The sequence below is a fragment of the Paenibacillus sp. FSL R5-0623 genome (assembly GCF_037974265.1).
Lineage (GTDB): Bacteria > Bacillota > Bacilli > Paenibacillales > Paenibacillaceae > Paenibacillus.
In genome coordinates this window covers 1,343,098-1,358,127 of sequence record NZ_CP150233.1, presented here as the reverse complement: position 1 = coordinate 1,358,127, position 15,030 = coordinate 1,343,098, and the positions used below count along the sequence as shown (strand labels likewise).

The 15,030-nt window shown below is 45.0% G+C and carries 12 protein-coding genes; 5 read left to right on the top strand and 7 right to left on the bottom strand.

Going from position 1 to position 15,030, the window contains the following annotated elements; genetic code table 11:
• Positions 1-9: 9 nt before the first annotated feature.
• Positions 10-1,734: a GAF domain-containing sensor histidine kinase gene (locus tag MKY92_RS06045; RefSeq protein ID WP_339299678.1), complete on the bottom strand. Its 1,725-nt coding sequence runs from the start codon at positions 1,732-1,734 to the stop codon at positions 10-12.
• Positions 1,735-1,776: 42 nt separating this feature from the next.
• Positions 1,777-2,259: an ArpU family phage packaging/lysis transcriptional regulator gene (locus MKY92_RS06040; RefSeq protein WP_017690187.1), complete on the bottom strand. Its 483-nt coding sequence runs from the start codon at positions 2,257-2,259 to the stop codon at positions 1,777-1,779.
• Between the two features lie 835 nt (positions 2,260-3,094).
• Here MKY92_RS06040 and MKY92_RS06035 point away from each other — a divergent pair.
• From MKY92_RS06035 to MKY92_RS06025, 3 genes are all read left to right on the top strand, one after another.
• On the top strand, positions 3,095-3,538 hold the full coding sequence (locus tag MKY92_RS06035; RefSeq protein WP_082219000.1) for a helix-turn-helix domain-containing protein: 444 nt from the start codon (positions 3,095-3,097) through the stop codon (positions 3,536-3,538).
• A gap of 42 nt (positions 3,539-3,580) precedes the next feature.
• Positions 3,581-3,997: an ImmA/IrrE family metallo-endopeptidase gene (locus MKY92_RS06030; protein ID WP_017690190.1), complete on the top strand. Its 417-nt coding sequence runs from the start codon at positions 3,581-3,583 to the stop codon at positions 3,995-3,997.
• 173 nt (positions 3,998-4,170) lie between these two features.
• On the top strand, positions 4,171-5,970 hold the full coding sequence (locus MKY92_RS06025) for a 5'-nucleotidase C-terminal domain-containing protein (protein ID WP_339299676.1): 1,800 nt from the start codon (positions 4,171-4,173) through the stop codon (positions 5,968-5,970).
• Between the two features lie 791 nt (positions 5,971-6,761).
• On the opposite strand, the gene MKY92_RS06020 is transcribed toward MKY92_RS06025, so the two are convergent.
• A complete protein-coding gene (locus tag MKY92_RS06020; RefSeq protein ID WP_339301713.1) occupies positions 6,762-8,546 on the bottom strand; it encodes a proline--tRNA ligase in 1,785 nt (594 codons plus the stop codon).
• Positions 8,547-8,914: 368 nt separating this feature from the next.
• Complete coding sequence (locus MKY92_RS06015; protein ID WP_339299675.1) at positions 8,915-10,861, bottom strand: FAD-dependent oxidoreductase; 1,947 nt, start codon at positions 10,859-10,861, stop codon at positions 8,915-8,917.
• Positions 10,862-11,297: 436 nt separating this feature from the next.
• On the opposite strand from MKY92_RS06015, the gene MKY92_RS06010 reads away from it, so the two are divergent.
• On the top strand, positions 11,298-11,969 hold the full coding sequence (locus MKY92_RS06010) for a 3'-5' exonuclease (RefSeq protein ID WP_339299673.1): 672 nt from the start codon (positions 11,298-11,300) through the stop codon (positions 11,967-11,969).
• Between the two features lie 57 nt (positions 11,970-12,026).
• Here MKY92_RS06010 and MKY92_RS06005 read toward each other — a convergent pair whose 3' ends face one another.
• The 3 genes from MKY92_RS06005 to MKY92_RS05995 form a co-directional block, all read right to left on the bottom strand.
• Positions 12,027-12,998 carry a WYL domain-containing protein gene (locus MKY92_RS06005; protein WP_339299671.1) on the bottom strand — a complete coding sequence of 324 codons (972 nt, stop codon included), beginning with the start codon at positions 12,996-12,998 and terminating at the stop codon, positions 12,027-12,029.
• A gap of 150 nt (positions 12,999-13,148) precedes the next feature.
• Complete coding sequence (locus tag MKY92_RS06000) at positions 13,149-13,853, bottom strand: hypothetical protein (RefSeq protein ID WP_221819066.1); 705 nt, start codon at positions 13,851-13,853, stop codon at positions 13,149-13,151.
• Between the two features lie 207 nt (positions 13,854-14,060).
• Positions 14,061-14,228 (bottom strand): hypothetical protein, encoded by a 168-nt coding sequence (locus tag MKY92_RS05995; protein WP_339299669.1) that lies wholly within the window; start codon positions 14,226-14,228, stop codon positions 14,061-14,063.
• Positions 14,229-14,559: 331 nt separating this feature from the next.
• Here MKY92_RS05995 and MKY92_RS05990 point away from each other — a divergent pair, with 331 nt between their 5' ends.
• Positions 14,560-15,015 carry a hypothetical protein gene (locus MKY92_RS05990; RefSeq protein ID WP_339299667.1) on the top strand — a complete coding sequence of 152 codons (456 nt, stop codon included), beginning with the start codon at positions 14,560-14,562 and terminating at the stop codon, positions 15,013-15,015.
• Positions 15,016-15,030 lie beyond the last annotated feature (15 nt).

Sequence of the window (15,030 nt, the reverse complement as noted above, 5' to 3'; positions counted from 1 at the left end):
CCCCTGACTTTATACAGATTCGAACGGAAGTGGAATGACTGCCGTTACTATCGTTCCCTTACGGGAAGAGCTAACTATCTCTAACCTACCCCCGAGTGATTCCGCCCGTTCCTTCATAATGGACAGGCCAAGGGAGCTTCCAGACGACGCCTTTGACCTGTTCGCACCACCTTTTCCCTGATCTGTGACGGTGAGCACCACTTCATGATCACTTAACTTGAGGGTGACCTCAGCAGAAGGAACATCAGCGTGTTTCCGTACATTATTCAGCGCTTCCTGTCCGATTCGCCACAATGCTTCTTCTATATTACGCGGTAAAGACCGCATTCCCATCCGATTCATCATCACTTGAAGACCCTGGCTGGTGCCGTATTCCTGTAGCGCATGGAGCAGCCCTGCTTCCAGCCCCGCGGGACGGAGCTGCATAATCAATGCGCGCATTTCCTTGAGAGCCTCCTGAGACAAAGCCCGAATATCCTTCATCGCTTCCGCTGCAGGGTGTAACTGCTCGGAGCCGGGTAACATACTTTCCGCGCCTTTAGCCGTTAACGATAGTGAAAATAAAATCTGATTAACCGAATCATGCAGATCGCGAGCCAACCGGTTTCTCTCTTCCATTCGCGCAAGTTCGCGGCGATTCTCCGCCAGCTTCAGACTCTCCCATGAGGCCGCAATATGTTCGGCCAATGCCTCCAGCACTTCACGGTCTGCCTGCGCGGGACCTGATGTTCCTATTCCGATCACCAGAATTCCCGTTTCCCCTGGCGTATGGTACGGAAGTGGAGCAGCAATTCCCGAGGCAATGGAATTCATAGTCTGGTCAGGCTTGCACAGGGTAAATATCTCAGCGATCTGTGTCCCAGACAGAGATGTTACACGATGACTATTGATTACATGGTTTATGTGGCTCGTCGCTTCGGAAGATAACGGAGTACTTGATAACGTTCGAACCGTATCATTTGCATAGGCTGCCTGCACAATGAACATTCCATTTTTCTGCTGAATAATTGTAGCAAAAGGCCAATCATAATGCTGCCCAAGCAGCTGTACAACTTTTAAAGAAAAAGCATCCGAATTGCTGCATTCGTTCACTGCAAGACCCAAGGCTGTGCTGAACTCCCCCAGCTTGGCATACAGATCAGCTCGTCGCTGCTCCGCGCGATACAATCTCATCCGCTCTACCGCACTACCAATCTGGTACGCCACGCCCTGTAACAGCGCCAGTTCACTGTCACTGAAATGTTCCTTGGCTGGCGCAGCCACGTTGAGCAGGCCGAGCATCTTCTCACCTGACCTTAACGGGACGGTTGCATGGTGGGTAATATCATGGGTATCTCCCCATTGGAATTCCACCGCATCCTCCAGCCGTTTACAGTTAATGATGTTGACCGCATGATTGAGTTGACCGTCCTTAAAGCGGTTCACACACCAGCAGGTACCCGTTCGCATGGGCTCCTTATCTTTACGCAGTAATGCCGGGGGCAGATTGTAATCCGAAACACAGGTATAGTCTCCACGTTCATTAATCAGAAACATCCAGCCTGCCGTTAATCCGGTCAACTCCAGTAATTTGCCGACCACGGTATCCAGCATTAAGTTCAGATCATTGGACGTATTGAGCGTTTCCGCGATTGTCTTCAACGTGACCATTTCCTGCATTCCGACTTCTTCCGACATGGCAGACTTCTCTCCTTTGGCTGTGCCAACTGTGGTTTGTTCAACTATTGTAACCAATCCACCTTGGATATTAAAGGATCAACTTCTTCAATCGCTCACTCAGCCCAGCTTCTGTCGCTCTTTGCGGGACACAGACAAAGGTTCCATATTAATCAGACCTCGATCTGACAGAGCCAGCGCCATTTTGTAGAAAGCACGTGTACGAATCTTCGTATACGTATCCTTGCTGACAGGCGGATCAAACACATGGTTATACACCTTATAGTCAAACACATCATCGTCTTTCAAATATCGTTCACAGACGAGTACACGTTCCTTTTCACTCAGCCGGGACACAACAAAATCAATCGTATCGCAATATGCCTGACGCGCGCGCTGCACGTCCACATTGTAGATCGCCGTTCTCGCCGTGGAATCCCCCGTCACATTGGTTGCACCGTGGAAACGCTCGGCATAACTTGCCGTCACCATAACCTCTCGTTCTTCAAATGCAATGGTTTTATAAATTCGGTATTTTTCCAGCGCAGCTTCAACAGCTGTTTGCGTTTTGCGTCGGTCCAATTCGGGCAGCATTAATTCCATAATCATTTTCCTCCTTTAGTGTTCTTTATAAAATGAATATCAATTGGTTCCGCATGCTCACTTGGATGACTGAACAATCCAGTTAAACATGCAACCATCTCATCTCCCGCACTTCTTCTCATTAATCAATTAAGTCACTCTATCGTTCACATGATATTGCTTTTCCATCGTTTTTTTTGAACGATAGCAAAAGACTCTTATTCATAGAGTTGTCCAGTTCTCCAAAAAAGTAACGACATTTCTTCAATTTTCCCTGTTGCCTTTTGGAATCAATCCAAATCACTATTTCGCAGAATTCCATTGTTCGGAAGGTACTCCTCCAAACTCTAACCTGTATCAAGTTTACATTTTGTTCGCATACTGTTCGTATTTCTATTTGAGGATACCACTTTCTGGAGATCAGAGTAAACCTTCATTTTGGTTCATTTTGACGATAAAATAAAACCTTCGCTCTCATTTCCTATGCCTTTTGGCATAATTGTTTCATATCTCTTTACCTAATGGTATATATACGTTATAGTACTGTTTAATTAATGAACTTCCGTATCAGTCATTTGACTTCTATAAAGAAGCCACCGAGACTTTTCGGGAAGGGACTTAGGTGTGTATCACGCGCATACATAGTGAAGGAGACGGAATCGATTCTGAAGAAGCAAAGCGTTCGCCTTTATCAACGGATTTCACCCTTTAGGAAAGGGAAACAGGAAATCCGGGGATAACAGCGATCAAAAGAACGATCCGAATCCGAAACGGGCATAGAACGCACATCTACCTCCCCCCATCCAACGTCTTCTTTATAACTCAAGTACTTGTACGAATCGAAGGAGTTGGCATAATTGTGGAGCACGCTTTTGGTCCTTATATGAAACAACTGCGCGAGCAACAGGGATACAGCATCAATCAGCTCGCCGAAGCAGCCGGAATAAGCAACTCACAGATTTCACGTATTGAGAATGGGGTCCGGGGTGTGCCAAAACCAGCGACCATCCGCAAGATTTCAGATGCACTCTCGGTACCCTATACAGAGATGATGAAGCAGGCTGGTTATATTGAACCAGGGAGTGCTGCTGAACTTCAGGACGTACCGGAATGGGCTACATACAAAGACCGTCGTGATTTCAAAAAGATGCTGGAGGACGATGATGATCTGATGTTTGACGGCATTCCACTTGATGAAGAGGACAAGAAACGAATCAAGGATGTGCTGACAGGTCTGTTCTGGGAAGCCAAACAGATGAACAAACGCAAAAAGACAGACGAATCGGACAATCGCCCATGAGGCATGACCCACTGAATTTAATGAGGCAGCAGGTGAGATCATATGGATGACATCGTAACAAAGCTGATTCGCAAACACCGGACCAACTGCCCTTTCAGCATTGCCCGCGCGGTTGGAATACAGATTCGTTTCACCAATTTGGGGAAGTCCACCAAGGGACTGTACTTTCGCAAGCTCCGGCGCAGGTTTATCGTCATACACAATGATTTGCCGCCGGAATGGCAGCGGTTCGTGTGCGCACATGAGCTTGGTCATGACCGGCTTCATAAAGGGATTAATCGATTCTTTCTGGAGGAACATTCCTATTTTGCTCCAGGCAAGCTGGAGAGACAGGCCAATCGTTTTGCCATTCAATTGCTGACCTCTGGAGTGATGCCTGAACCGGATGAATCTTTGGAGAAATTTTGTTTACGTACCGGACTGCCGCGTGAAGCGCAGCATTTTTTTTACACTCTTTAAGAACATATGTTCTTTCCGAAGATTATTTTATCCAACAGTAGATTTTAGATGTCACTTTCAGGTTACCTATTTTTACGTAATTCGCGAGATTTCCTAATAATAGTCTGTTAAAATACTACGTGAGCTGTGTAAACGCTCTAGTAGATTATTAATTGGGGAGGTTTCGGATTCATATGAAAATCTGGAAGAATTACGTTTCACTTCTGCTAACGGTCTGTTTGCTGTTTGGCAGTGTAGGTATTGCCGCGGCTGCAACGGATACTACTCCGGGCACAGGCAAACACATTACCATTCTACATACGAATGATACGCATGCTCGTGCAGTTGAATCTTCACCTGCTATGGGTTTTGCCAAAGTAGCTGGAATCGCTGACAAATATCGTAGCGAAAACCCGAACACGCTCCTGCTTGATGCTGGAGATGCTGTACATGGTACAACTTTTGCCACTCTCGTGAATGGTGAGAGCATCGTGAAAGTCATGAATGAAATGGGATACCAAGCTATCGTACCCGGTAACCACGAATTCAACTATGGTTCGGATCGCTTGATCGAACTGGCAGACATGATGAACTTCCCAATGATTAGTGCCAACGTGAAGAAAAAAGACGGAACTCGTCTCTTCGATCCTTACCTGATTGAAGAAATTGATGGTGTAAAGGTTGGAATCATTGCCCTGTCCACACCTGAAACGATGTACAAAACGAATCCGAAAAACGTAGCAGGTCTTGATATTACAGACCCATCTGCGGAAGCTAAAGTTCTGGTGAACGAGATCCGCAGCAAAGTAGATGTTGTTGTGGTATTGGGACACCTTGGACAAGACGCGTCCAGCACAGATACTAGTTTAAAAGTAGTTAAAGAAGTTCCTGGCATCGATATATTCATTGATGGTCACAGCCACACAATACTGCAGGACGGTCTTGTATCCGATAACGGAACATTGATCGCAAGTGCAGGAGAATACACTAACTACGTAGGTGTCATCGACCTGTGGGTAGATGGTGGTAAAGTAACGAAGAAACAAGCAACATTAATTGATGAAACTGAAGCAAAAGACATCAAACCAAATGAGAAAGTCGCAGCTCTCGTGAACTCCATTCAAAAAGAACAAGAGCCTATTTTGAAAGAAGAAGTAGCCAATACAGCCATTCTACTGGATGGTAAACGTGAACAGGTACGTGCAGGTGAAACCAACCTGGGTGACCTGCTTGCAGACGCCATCCGTGATGTCAGCAACGCCGATATTGCACTGACTAACGGTGGTGGTATCCGTGCTTCCATTGAAAAGGGTATCGTAACCAAAGGTGATGTTATCACAGTGCTTCCTTTTGGTAATCAAGTGGTAACCCTTGAAGTGAAAGGGTCTGATATTCTGGCAGCCCTTGAAGTTGGTGTAGCTTCCTATCCGGAACCAAGCGGTGGATTCCCACAAGTATCTGGAATCAAGTTCAAAATCGACACTTCCGCTGCAGAAGGTAGCCGTGTACATTCCGTAACCGTGGGAGATAAAGCCCTTGATCCGGAAGCAACATACACACTGGCAACCAATGATTTCACAGCTGTTGGCGGTGACGAGTACACCATGTTCACCAAATATGCTACAACAGGTATGTATGGCGCATTGGATGAAGCATTGATCAACTACATGCAAAAGCTTGGCGCTGTAGACATCAAAACAGATGGTCGGATCAGTGAAGCGAAAAAACCTGCAGTAGAGCCGGAAACTCCGGCAACAGAAACACCAGCTCCAACCAAGCCAAAACCAGAAACACCAAAACCGGAAAAACCGTCTAAACCAACACCAAGCAAACCAGCTCCAGCCAAACTGCATGTTGTGAAATCCGGAGATTCCCTGTACTCTATCTCCAAACAATACGGCACAACTTGGCAGGCATTGCAGAAGCTCAATAATATCAAAAATCCACACTGGATTTATCCAGGTCAACAATTGAAATTGCCTGCAGCTTCTTAAGCTCAGCAAAGCAAAGTGCATATAGGCATGATCGCTTATATGGCGCAACAACATAACGAATCTATCTTGTCATACCAAAAGGGTGTCCCCCAACCAGATTACTGGTTAAGGGGACACCCTTTTGTATCTCCATTCTTAAACATCCATTCACATCAGATACTCCAACATTTCCTGTGGACATATTCTGCTGATCCTGACAATCCTCTGAGGCAAAAATAAATCCCAGCGCAGCCTTTACGGACCAACTTTATCAAGTGCCTTCGACACCGAACTATATAAAAACTCTCCGGAATGACCGTGTTCATGCGGTTATTGTACTTTTAATTTCGACATCTCTATCTTCTCAAAATTGCATACTTGCACATAGATCCGCCTGAGTAGGATCATCTTCAAATCCTTAATCATAAAACCATTTGCATACTAAATACATAGATCCAAAAATAGTTATTTCGTATGATATCACTCATAAAATTCAACCAAATTGTATGCCTATAGCCCTCTTTTTCATGCTCAGATTGGAATTTCAGCAATCAAAATCATCTACCGCATCATATTCGGTACTATTATATGAACTCATATAATTAGAAGATCCCCCTTGATCTATATAAGTTGAACTAAGATATGTCCACACGGACACTCCGATGACAGAATAACCTTCCAATCGCTGTTATCCCCAGATTTTTTTGATTCCCTTTGCTGAAGGGAAAAATCCGGAGATAAAGGCGAACGCTTCGCTTTTTCAGTTTTTTTCTGTCCTCTCCGTTTCTGTGTATATGATTAGTTCAACTTATCTAGGAAGTGAGCTGTTCTTTCACATAAAGCACAGCCTCCTGTGCCGTCATCCCCATTCGTTTCGACTCGCCTGATGCTGCAAGTGCGTGTGATCCCAGTTCGACCTGTCCTTCTGCTGCTCCTCGGCCAATAACGATCTGCACAGGCAATCCGATCAGCTCCGCATCCTTGAATTTCACACCCGGCCGTTCATCCCGATCATCAACCAATACCGTGTAACCGCCATCGATCAATTGTTGTTCCAGTTCGAGGGTGAGCTGACGCTGCTGCTCATCCTTCCAGCTTACTGTAATCAGATGCACATCATAAGGCGCAACAGCGGCAGGCCATTTTATGCCATCATCTCCTGCATATTGTTCAGCTATAGCGGCCATCAGGCGGGATACGCCAATGCCGTAACATCCCATGACTGGCGCACACTGGCGACCATTACGATCCAGGAATGAAGCACCCATGGCATCACTATATTTCGTTCCCAATTTGAATATATGTCCAACCTCAATACCTTTGGTAAACACAAGTGGTGATCCACATGTTGGACAAGTATCCCCTTCCGCAGCAAAGCGAATTCGTTCTACTCGCTCCAATGCAAAATCAAAGCCTGGGCGTACGCCGGAAACGTGTACATCCAGTTCATTGGCTCCTGTAATTGCACTCTTCATCACTGCCACGTCAGCGTCCACCACCATCGGCAGATTTAGTCCAATTGGACCCAGGAATCCTACCTTCAGATTTGGATGTGCCGCAATGGCTGCATCGTCTGCAAGGGTCAGTTCCTCTGCCCCCAGCACCTGCTTCAATGCGATGTCATTTAATTCATGATCTCCACGCACAAGCGCAGCGACGAGCTGACCATCCGCCACATAAAGCAGCGTTTTGATCATATGTTCAGCACCTTTGCCCACAAAAGTGCTTAACTCAGCGATCGTACGAACGCCAGGTGTCGAGATGTGTACTACGTTTTCCGCTTCCGAATGTTCATCCGTTTGAAGCGCGGAGTCTGCACTCGCAGAGTCGGCTGGAACTTCCAAGCTTCCTTCTGTTTTCTCAATATCTCCAGAAGTCAGATAATCCGCTTTCTCCAGATTTGCAGCATATCCACAATGTTTGCAGGTTACAATCGTGTCCTCACCCACGTCAGCAAGAGCCATGAACTCGTGCGTTTCACCTTGACCGCCAATCGTTCCCGCGTCCGCCTCAACACGGATATAGTCCAGACCACAACGCTCCAGAATGCGACTATACGCTGTGTTCATCGCCTGATAAGTACGATCAAGCTCTTCCCAGTCCGAAGCAAAAGAGTATGCATCTTTCATGATAAATTCACGACCGCGCAGCAATCCAAATCGAGGACGGCGTTCATCCCGGAACTTGGTTCCGATCTGGTACAGGGTGAATGGCAGCTTCCGATACGAGTTCACTTCATCCCGCGCTAAAGCGGTTACGACTTCCTCATGTGTTGGTCCAAGTGCAAATTCCCGTGCATGACGATCCTTCAGACGCATCAATTCAGGACCATATTGTGTGTATCTTCCGGATTCTTCCCACAACTCCGCAGGCTGCATAATCGGCAACAATACTTCCTGACATCCCGCACGATCCATCTCTTCACGAACGATCCGTTCAACATTTAACAATATACGCCGTCCAAGGGGTAGGTAACTGTAAATTCCCGCAGCAAGTTGGCGAATCATACCGGAACGCAGTAACCAGCGATGTCCCGCTGCATCTGCCTCCGCTGGCGCTTCACGTAATGTTGGGACAAGCATTTCACTTTGACGCATCATAACACACTCCTAATCTTCCTTTTTGTTATCAAATACGGCGCATAAACAGCAAAAAGACACATCCGTCAAGGGACGAATGTGTCGTGGTACCACCCTTATTTAACTGCAAATTAATCCGTTCGCAACCTATGCGATCTGTGACATGCAGTCCTACGGGGCATAACGGGCCCTGCCGGCGGAGGTTGCAACCCTGTATGGGCATTCTCTTCCGCAGCTCGCGAGGTAGGAATTTATGAAGCAGCTACAGGAACCTTGCACCACACTGTTCCCTCTCTGTTGAAGCTGGCTTGCACAATCATGTCCTCGTTATAACGCTGTTATCATTTTTGACCACATTAGTTCATTTACAAGTAATTGTCAACCAATTAGTCGAATACAACTCCAGAATAATACTCCACTACATCACGAATGAGCATAAACGCATCCCCATTGGTAAGATTGTTCTTGTCAGCAATGCCAGCAAGCGTGTCGTCACTTATAAAGTTTTGCGTTTGTAATTGAGCAAGTGCCTGTTCAAGTGATGTTTCCGTTTCTGAAGATCCCATGGCCAGACATAACATATAGGCAGCCTGATCCAACGTTAAAGGTAGGGTTAAGGCATTCTCCATATTTGCTAGAGCTTGGTCGGCACTGCCTGTGTAGGCTTCTGGAAACATCGCTTGCATTCTTTTCAATTTACTTAAAAATCGTTCTGAATTCATTCCTTTATCCAGTTCCCAACCATCGTTATTATAATTGCCTGAAGTCATATACATACTCGCTGCAGCCAGCAATCCCTTGTAATCCTTATGCTCCATATAATCAGGCTGCTCGAAACGATGTACTTTCAGATCCATACCCTGATTCTCCAGCATCTTACGTAGTTCAGATGCTCGCTCTTCGGAAGTTGAGAGTTCGCGGAAGGACTCCTTATGGATATATGCCAGCTTGACCGCCGCTCCTGCTGCTTCTCCCTCTGCCATTCCCAGTGGGACAACTCTTGCACTACCGTGTGGGATTGTATCAAAACTTGCTGCACGTCCAACGACAAGCAAACCATCAACCTTTAGCGGTACAAGCGAGCGAAAAGGTACACCATATTGAATCGGACTCAACATAATCGTGCCGGGATTTCCAACACTCGTGCTCTGAATATCAATATCGTATGAGCCGTATCCAATGGCATCCCAATGATCACGATTTTCCATGACATCAGCTAATGTTAATCGGTACTCGCCATAGATATGACGTGACTCCCTCACGTAAAGTTCGTTCGCTGTTCCAGCATATTGTAACCCTGCAAATTCATCATAATTTTTCTTCAGAAAATCAACAATTAGTGGGGCCTCTTTACGCCCGATTTCCAGACCTTTCTTCACAGATATCGGATCTAACGGATCTACCCCAAAGATTTGCATCGTATTAATCAAGATTGTATCATCATTTTGTCTTCCGATATTCAGACTTCGAATCTTAATATGTTGTGGATTGGAGGATTCATATTTTCTAGCATCACCGTACCCCCAAGCACTCATCTTATCCACCCCGGTCCCATCTCTTTCCCTAAACTTTTGCCATACCTCATCAGTAACACCGCTTAGCTTGAATACAAGCGTAGAGACCATTTTGGATTTACCATCTCCAATATCTTGTCTGCCTATGGAATATGGAACTCCTGCAGCGGCTGCAATATCCGCATCTTGCGTTGCATCAATGATGGAGCGGGTTGAGATCTGAACAGTTGTTCCATCTTCTTTAGTTATACTCATACCCGTTATTGTCGTGTGATCTCCCGTAGATTGTTCAGTAAGTGGAACTAATTCCTTAACATTCATCAACAGGTCAATATTAGGTTCGGAACGGACCATCCGATAGAACATGTTAGCCGCTGTATTGGTATCAAATGAACTACCCTCGATCTGGTCAAACCATTCCTGGAAAATGCCTTTGTTCAAAAAGTCAGGCTGCCGCAAACTACTCAATAGCTGCGGTTGTTCAGGTGAATAATTTAGATCCAGCGTATTAAGGCCACCCTCGGTCAACAATCCTCCCAACATGTTGCGATCTCTTGCTTCCACCAGCAATACACGCATCCCATTACGAGCAGCTGATAAGGCAGCAGTAATACCTTCCGGATCCGTTCCAGCTACAATCACGTTATAGGAATCTTTCAGGTTTAGTGTAGATTGCACGTTCTCCAAAGGCTGCCATACATAATTATTATTAAATTTATAATGCTTGTTCCAAATATAGAATGCACCATATGCAGCGCTCATTAAAACAATAAACACACTGGCTGTAATTGCTGTTATTTTCAATTTTCTACTAATCAAAGAAACAAACCTCCATATGTACTTTAAATTCAACAATGCTAACTAGTGAAGTAGTTTTCCTATGTTATACCAACAACCGACTAACTTTTTCTCCTTTCCTACATGAGTATGCTATACATAATAAAAAAACTCCCCAACACTTCAAACGGTGTTAGGAAGTTCTGATAATAAGACGTAAAATTCTACTTTTATGTTGCCATAAATACAAACAAAACATAGGAAAGTCCCTAACTTTCCTCATTATAACGACCACTTTTGGCGAAGTAAAGACTTACCAAAACCGGAAATGCATTAGAAAAATCATTAAACACTCAGACTGTCCGTTCATCCTGACTACAATGAATTCTCTGGCGATGGCTGACATGGCAGCACGTTCCCTGTAATATAGAGAAATAGAAATCTATCACAGGTATTAATCGATAAAGGAGCTTGTCCCATGCCATATATCATATATGATCTTGAATTCACGGTAAGCCGCAATACTCGCTATTCTTCTGAAATTATTGATATCGGTGCCGTCAAAGTTACGGAAAGTGCCGATGGATTGGTCGTAACGGATACGTTCCATACGTATGTTCGTCCTTCCAACAAGTCCGTGCTGTCCACTGACACGATTCAATTTACAGGTATCACGCAGAAAGATATTGATGCAGCCCCTCTTTTCCCGGCAGCACTGAACCAATTCATTGCCTGGATGGGAAGTGAGCCCTATTACATGTGTTCCTGGGGACCCGATGACCGCAGCAAACTGATCTCTCATTGTCGTACCCATCAACTTGATGTGGCCTGGATCACCAATCATAACGATCTCCAGCAACAGTGGTCCCGCACCGTCCGCAAAGAAGGCAAATTCCGTCAACTGGGGCTCGCTCAGGCTCTTGAAATCTGCGGAATTGAATTTGATGGTACCCAGCACCGTGCCTTGGATGATGCCATCAATACAGCAAAGGTATTTATGCATCAATTTGACCGATTCACTCTCGAAAACAATTGTGCAGCAGACGATGAGGGCATTACATCCAAGGTCGTGTATTCCAGCTCCACAGAAGATGAAGAGAAAGAATCACCTTTTGGCAATCTGGCAAGCCTTTTCAAAACCAAAGAGTAAACGTCCACAGCATGCTACTTAATCGTATTTTGCCTTAGGATGGATGGCATTCTAATCTCAACTTTTATTGTACATTTGTTGCCAATCATTCAGACGTTCTTTCATCTTGATGCGGCAGATCTCCGGTTCGAGGATTTCCGCATCAGGTCCATATTTAGATATCCATACGAGAAATTCGTCAACATCACTTAATATGGCTTCAAATAACAGGCTACCTTCCGGTTCAATGGTTAGGATCGGTCGCATAAAAAATTGCTCCTGCATCACTCGCTTCACAGCATGGGGTGCAAATCGAATTTTGAACGCTGTCCACTCCGTACTTCCCTCGTATGCCCAAGGAATGTGGAAATGCGATTGTATGAGATGATCCTCTTTGCGAAACGTGCGTGGCAATATTCGTATCTTCTGCAGCCGACTTACCTGAAAGATTCGAAGTTTCTCCGACAGGTGACAATATGCTAACAGCTCAAATCTGTACTCGCGAGGGATAAGACAGTAAGGATCTATGCGTACGATCCCTTTTTTACCTTGAGACAGATATTCCCCTTCAATGGTGTTCTGTGAAATGCCAGCCTGAAGCAGGGGAATTAGAGATTGATTCTGTGGATCATTTCTCTCATTTTGCCATACAGGCAACCCCAGTTTAAACAAACTACTAATATGCTCCGACCATTCCACTCGTTCTGTTTTGTTTTTCTGACTCGCAGCAACCACTTTCTCATAAGCGCTCTCAAAAGCAGGTTTCAGCAAAGGACGAATATTCTCCATAACTTCAGCAAGATGCATGAAAGCTTGGGCTTCTTCATCAGACCAATTTAGCGGATACATGGCAAACTGGCTGATAAACATGTACCCTTGCCCGTGTCCCATATTGGCGATCGGGATATGCATTGCACTGAGGGCCTCCATGTCGCGGTATATCGTCCTTTCCGTTGTCTCGCATCGCTCGGCAAGCTCACGTGCCAGAATGCCCGGCTTGGCCTGTACCAGCGTTATAATGCGCATTAATCGGATTAGTCGGTCTGTCATTTTGCCGGACCCTCCACGATGTTGTTTCAATAAATTTGATACAACTCCATCCATTGTTTAATATGATATTGATACATACATTCGACCTTCTCCTAAACTTCACCTTCAAATATGTAGACTCACTCTAACCGTTACCATTTGAAATCAACCCTATTCCCCTAATATCTTTTTTTCACGATCATGATATCCGGTTGTAAACGTGATCTCGTAGTGATAACGCAGCTTTTCGACGATCTCGGCTTCCGCGTAATAGTCCAGATCCTGTTTCCGTGCAGCTTCAATTAACAATGCATCTGCATGACGACGCAACATATTGTTTCCCTCTTGAACCCGTCCTCTTTCGTAAGCGCGCAGGGCTTGTTTGATCAAGGGCACCGTTTCACTTAATTTGATCGTTTTCTCCACCTTGGGATCTTCGGGCTGTCGCAACATGCCCAGATGACTGGTGTACTGAATATACAACTGTTCTCTTCGTAACAATACACGTTGACTTTGTTTCAACTTCCTTGTGCTCCAATAGGCTGAACATACGGCAGCTTTTCCTGATGCACGGGGTCCCATGACGAATTCAAGCAAAATTTGCTTACTTTCCCCCTTGTACATATCGCCAAGCCTCAGTACCCAGCCAATATCCGTTTCTTTGGAACGACATCCATAGATACCTTTTAGCTGTACTCCATATTCCGGTTTGAGCAAAAGTTCCAAATCTCTTGATACAATTTTGGGTGCTATTTTCCTAAGTCTTTTGGCAGGGGCACCGTTACGCCACTCTACCATCATATATACGGGGTCGGCTCCCCCTGTCGGTATGGCCTCTTTATTCCACGAATAAGATACTTCAAAGACTGAGTTCACTGGTAGTCTCTCCCCCGATTTATATGTATTATCTTCTAAGTTATCAGGGTGAATGGACACTATATTGTCACGGAACACATGTTCCCATTAAATTTTTCCAATATATTAGTTTTATATCCCTAAATCCGTCTCAATACGACAATAAACGACGAAAAAGCCTGGCGCTATGCCAAGCTTTTCAATCACTTATTTATGACAAGTCCCAAATTAAACAGTAGGATGATGGATTCCCATTTTGTGTAAATACTGTGTGCTATCTGCTTCGGTTACCGGAGCATAGGTGACACTATCAATGACCAGCTTACGGCCTACTGGCTCTCCATTAACAGTGATCATAATTGTTTTGGTTGATGTGTTCTGATCTGTTGTGTACATATCTTTCTACTCCTTCATGTTCACGATCTTATATTCAATCGGATATATTGGTATCGTTCATTAAATTGCGTATTTGTGAATAACATGCACCCGGAGCTGAAGTAAAAGATGTGTTAAAACGGTCCGGTGTGCTTGCCTATCGTTCTATTACCCCACTGATTTGTAAGTTAAACAGCCGTGTTCCTAAATCATTTTAAATATTTCGGGTAATAAACCGATATCATCTTGAACCCATCGTCCCGGTTTTGACGTATAATGTAAGAGCCGTATTTCAACAATAGACGACGAATTCGGCGATTGATCTATCTAACCGAAGAAAGAGGTGTTAACGATGCCAAAATCCATTCAGGGTTATTTCATTCGGGTGTTATTCACCACATGCATTCTATTTACCGTTTCGATCACTTCGACAGTAAGTGCAGCCAGTGCTAATATTTTTACTGATATATACAGCGGATGGGAGCGAGTCTCCGAACTGCCCGGAGAAGTGAACGCTCTGCAGGAAAGTTATAACCAAACAATGGAGCAATTAAATCAAACATCTGCTCAGTTGGGACAAGCCCAGGCCAATGTCGAAGCATTTAAGACCCAGAACGAACAACTACTGGCTCAGAACCAGAAACTTACTGAAATGGTAAGCAAACTGCAGGATGACCAGAATGCCAAAGCAGCTACCACCAAACGAATTCAGACGATGGTCATCACTGTCGTTTCTCTCATATTGGGTTACTTTGTTCTGATTCGTGTGATGCGCTGGGGAATGCGTCGCCGTTCAGGCCGAGTATAAAAGAACAGGAGCAAC

What these genes read in the sequence shown, in the direction of transcription:
- MKY92_RS06040 (WP_017690187.1), bottom strand. Translation starts at nt 2,259, where the DNA reads ATGGAATTAATGCTGCCCGAATTGGACCGACGCAAAACGCAAACAGCT.
- MKY92_RS06030 (WP_017690190.1), top strand. Translation starts at nt 3,581, where the DNA reads ATGGATGACATCGTAACAAAGCTGATTCGCAAACACCGGACCAACTGC.
- MKY92_RS06025 (WP_339299676.1), top strand. Translation starts at nt 4,171, where the DNA reads ATGAAAATCTGGAAGAATTACGTTTCACTTCTGCTAACGGTCTGTTTG.
- MKY92_RS06020 (WP_339301713.1), bottom strand. Translation starts at nt 8,546, where the DNA reads ATGCGTCAAAGTGAAATGCTTGTCCCAACATTACGTGAAGCGCCAGCG.
- MKY92_RS06010 (WP_339299673.1), top strand. Translation starts at nt 11,298, where the DNA reads ATGCCATATATCATATATGATCTTGAATTCACGGTAAGCCGCAATACT.
- MKY92_RS06005 (WP_339299671.1), bottom strand. Translation starts at nt 12,998, where the DNA reads ATGACAGACCGACTAATCCGATTAATGCGCATTATAACGCTGGTACAG.
- MKY92_RS05995 (WP_339299669.1), bottom strand. Translation starts at nt 14,228, where the DNA reads ATGTACACAACAGATCAGAACACATCAACCAAAACAATTATGATCACT.
- MKY92_RS05990 (WP_339299667.1), top strand. Translation starts at nt 14,560, where the DNA reads ATGCCAAAATCCATTCAGGGTTATTTCATTCGGGTGTTATTCACCACA.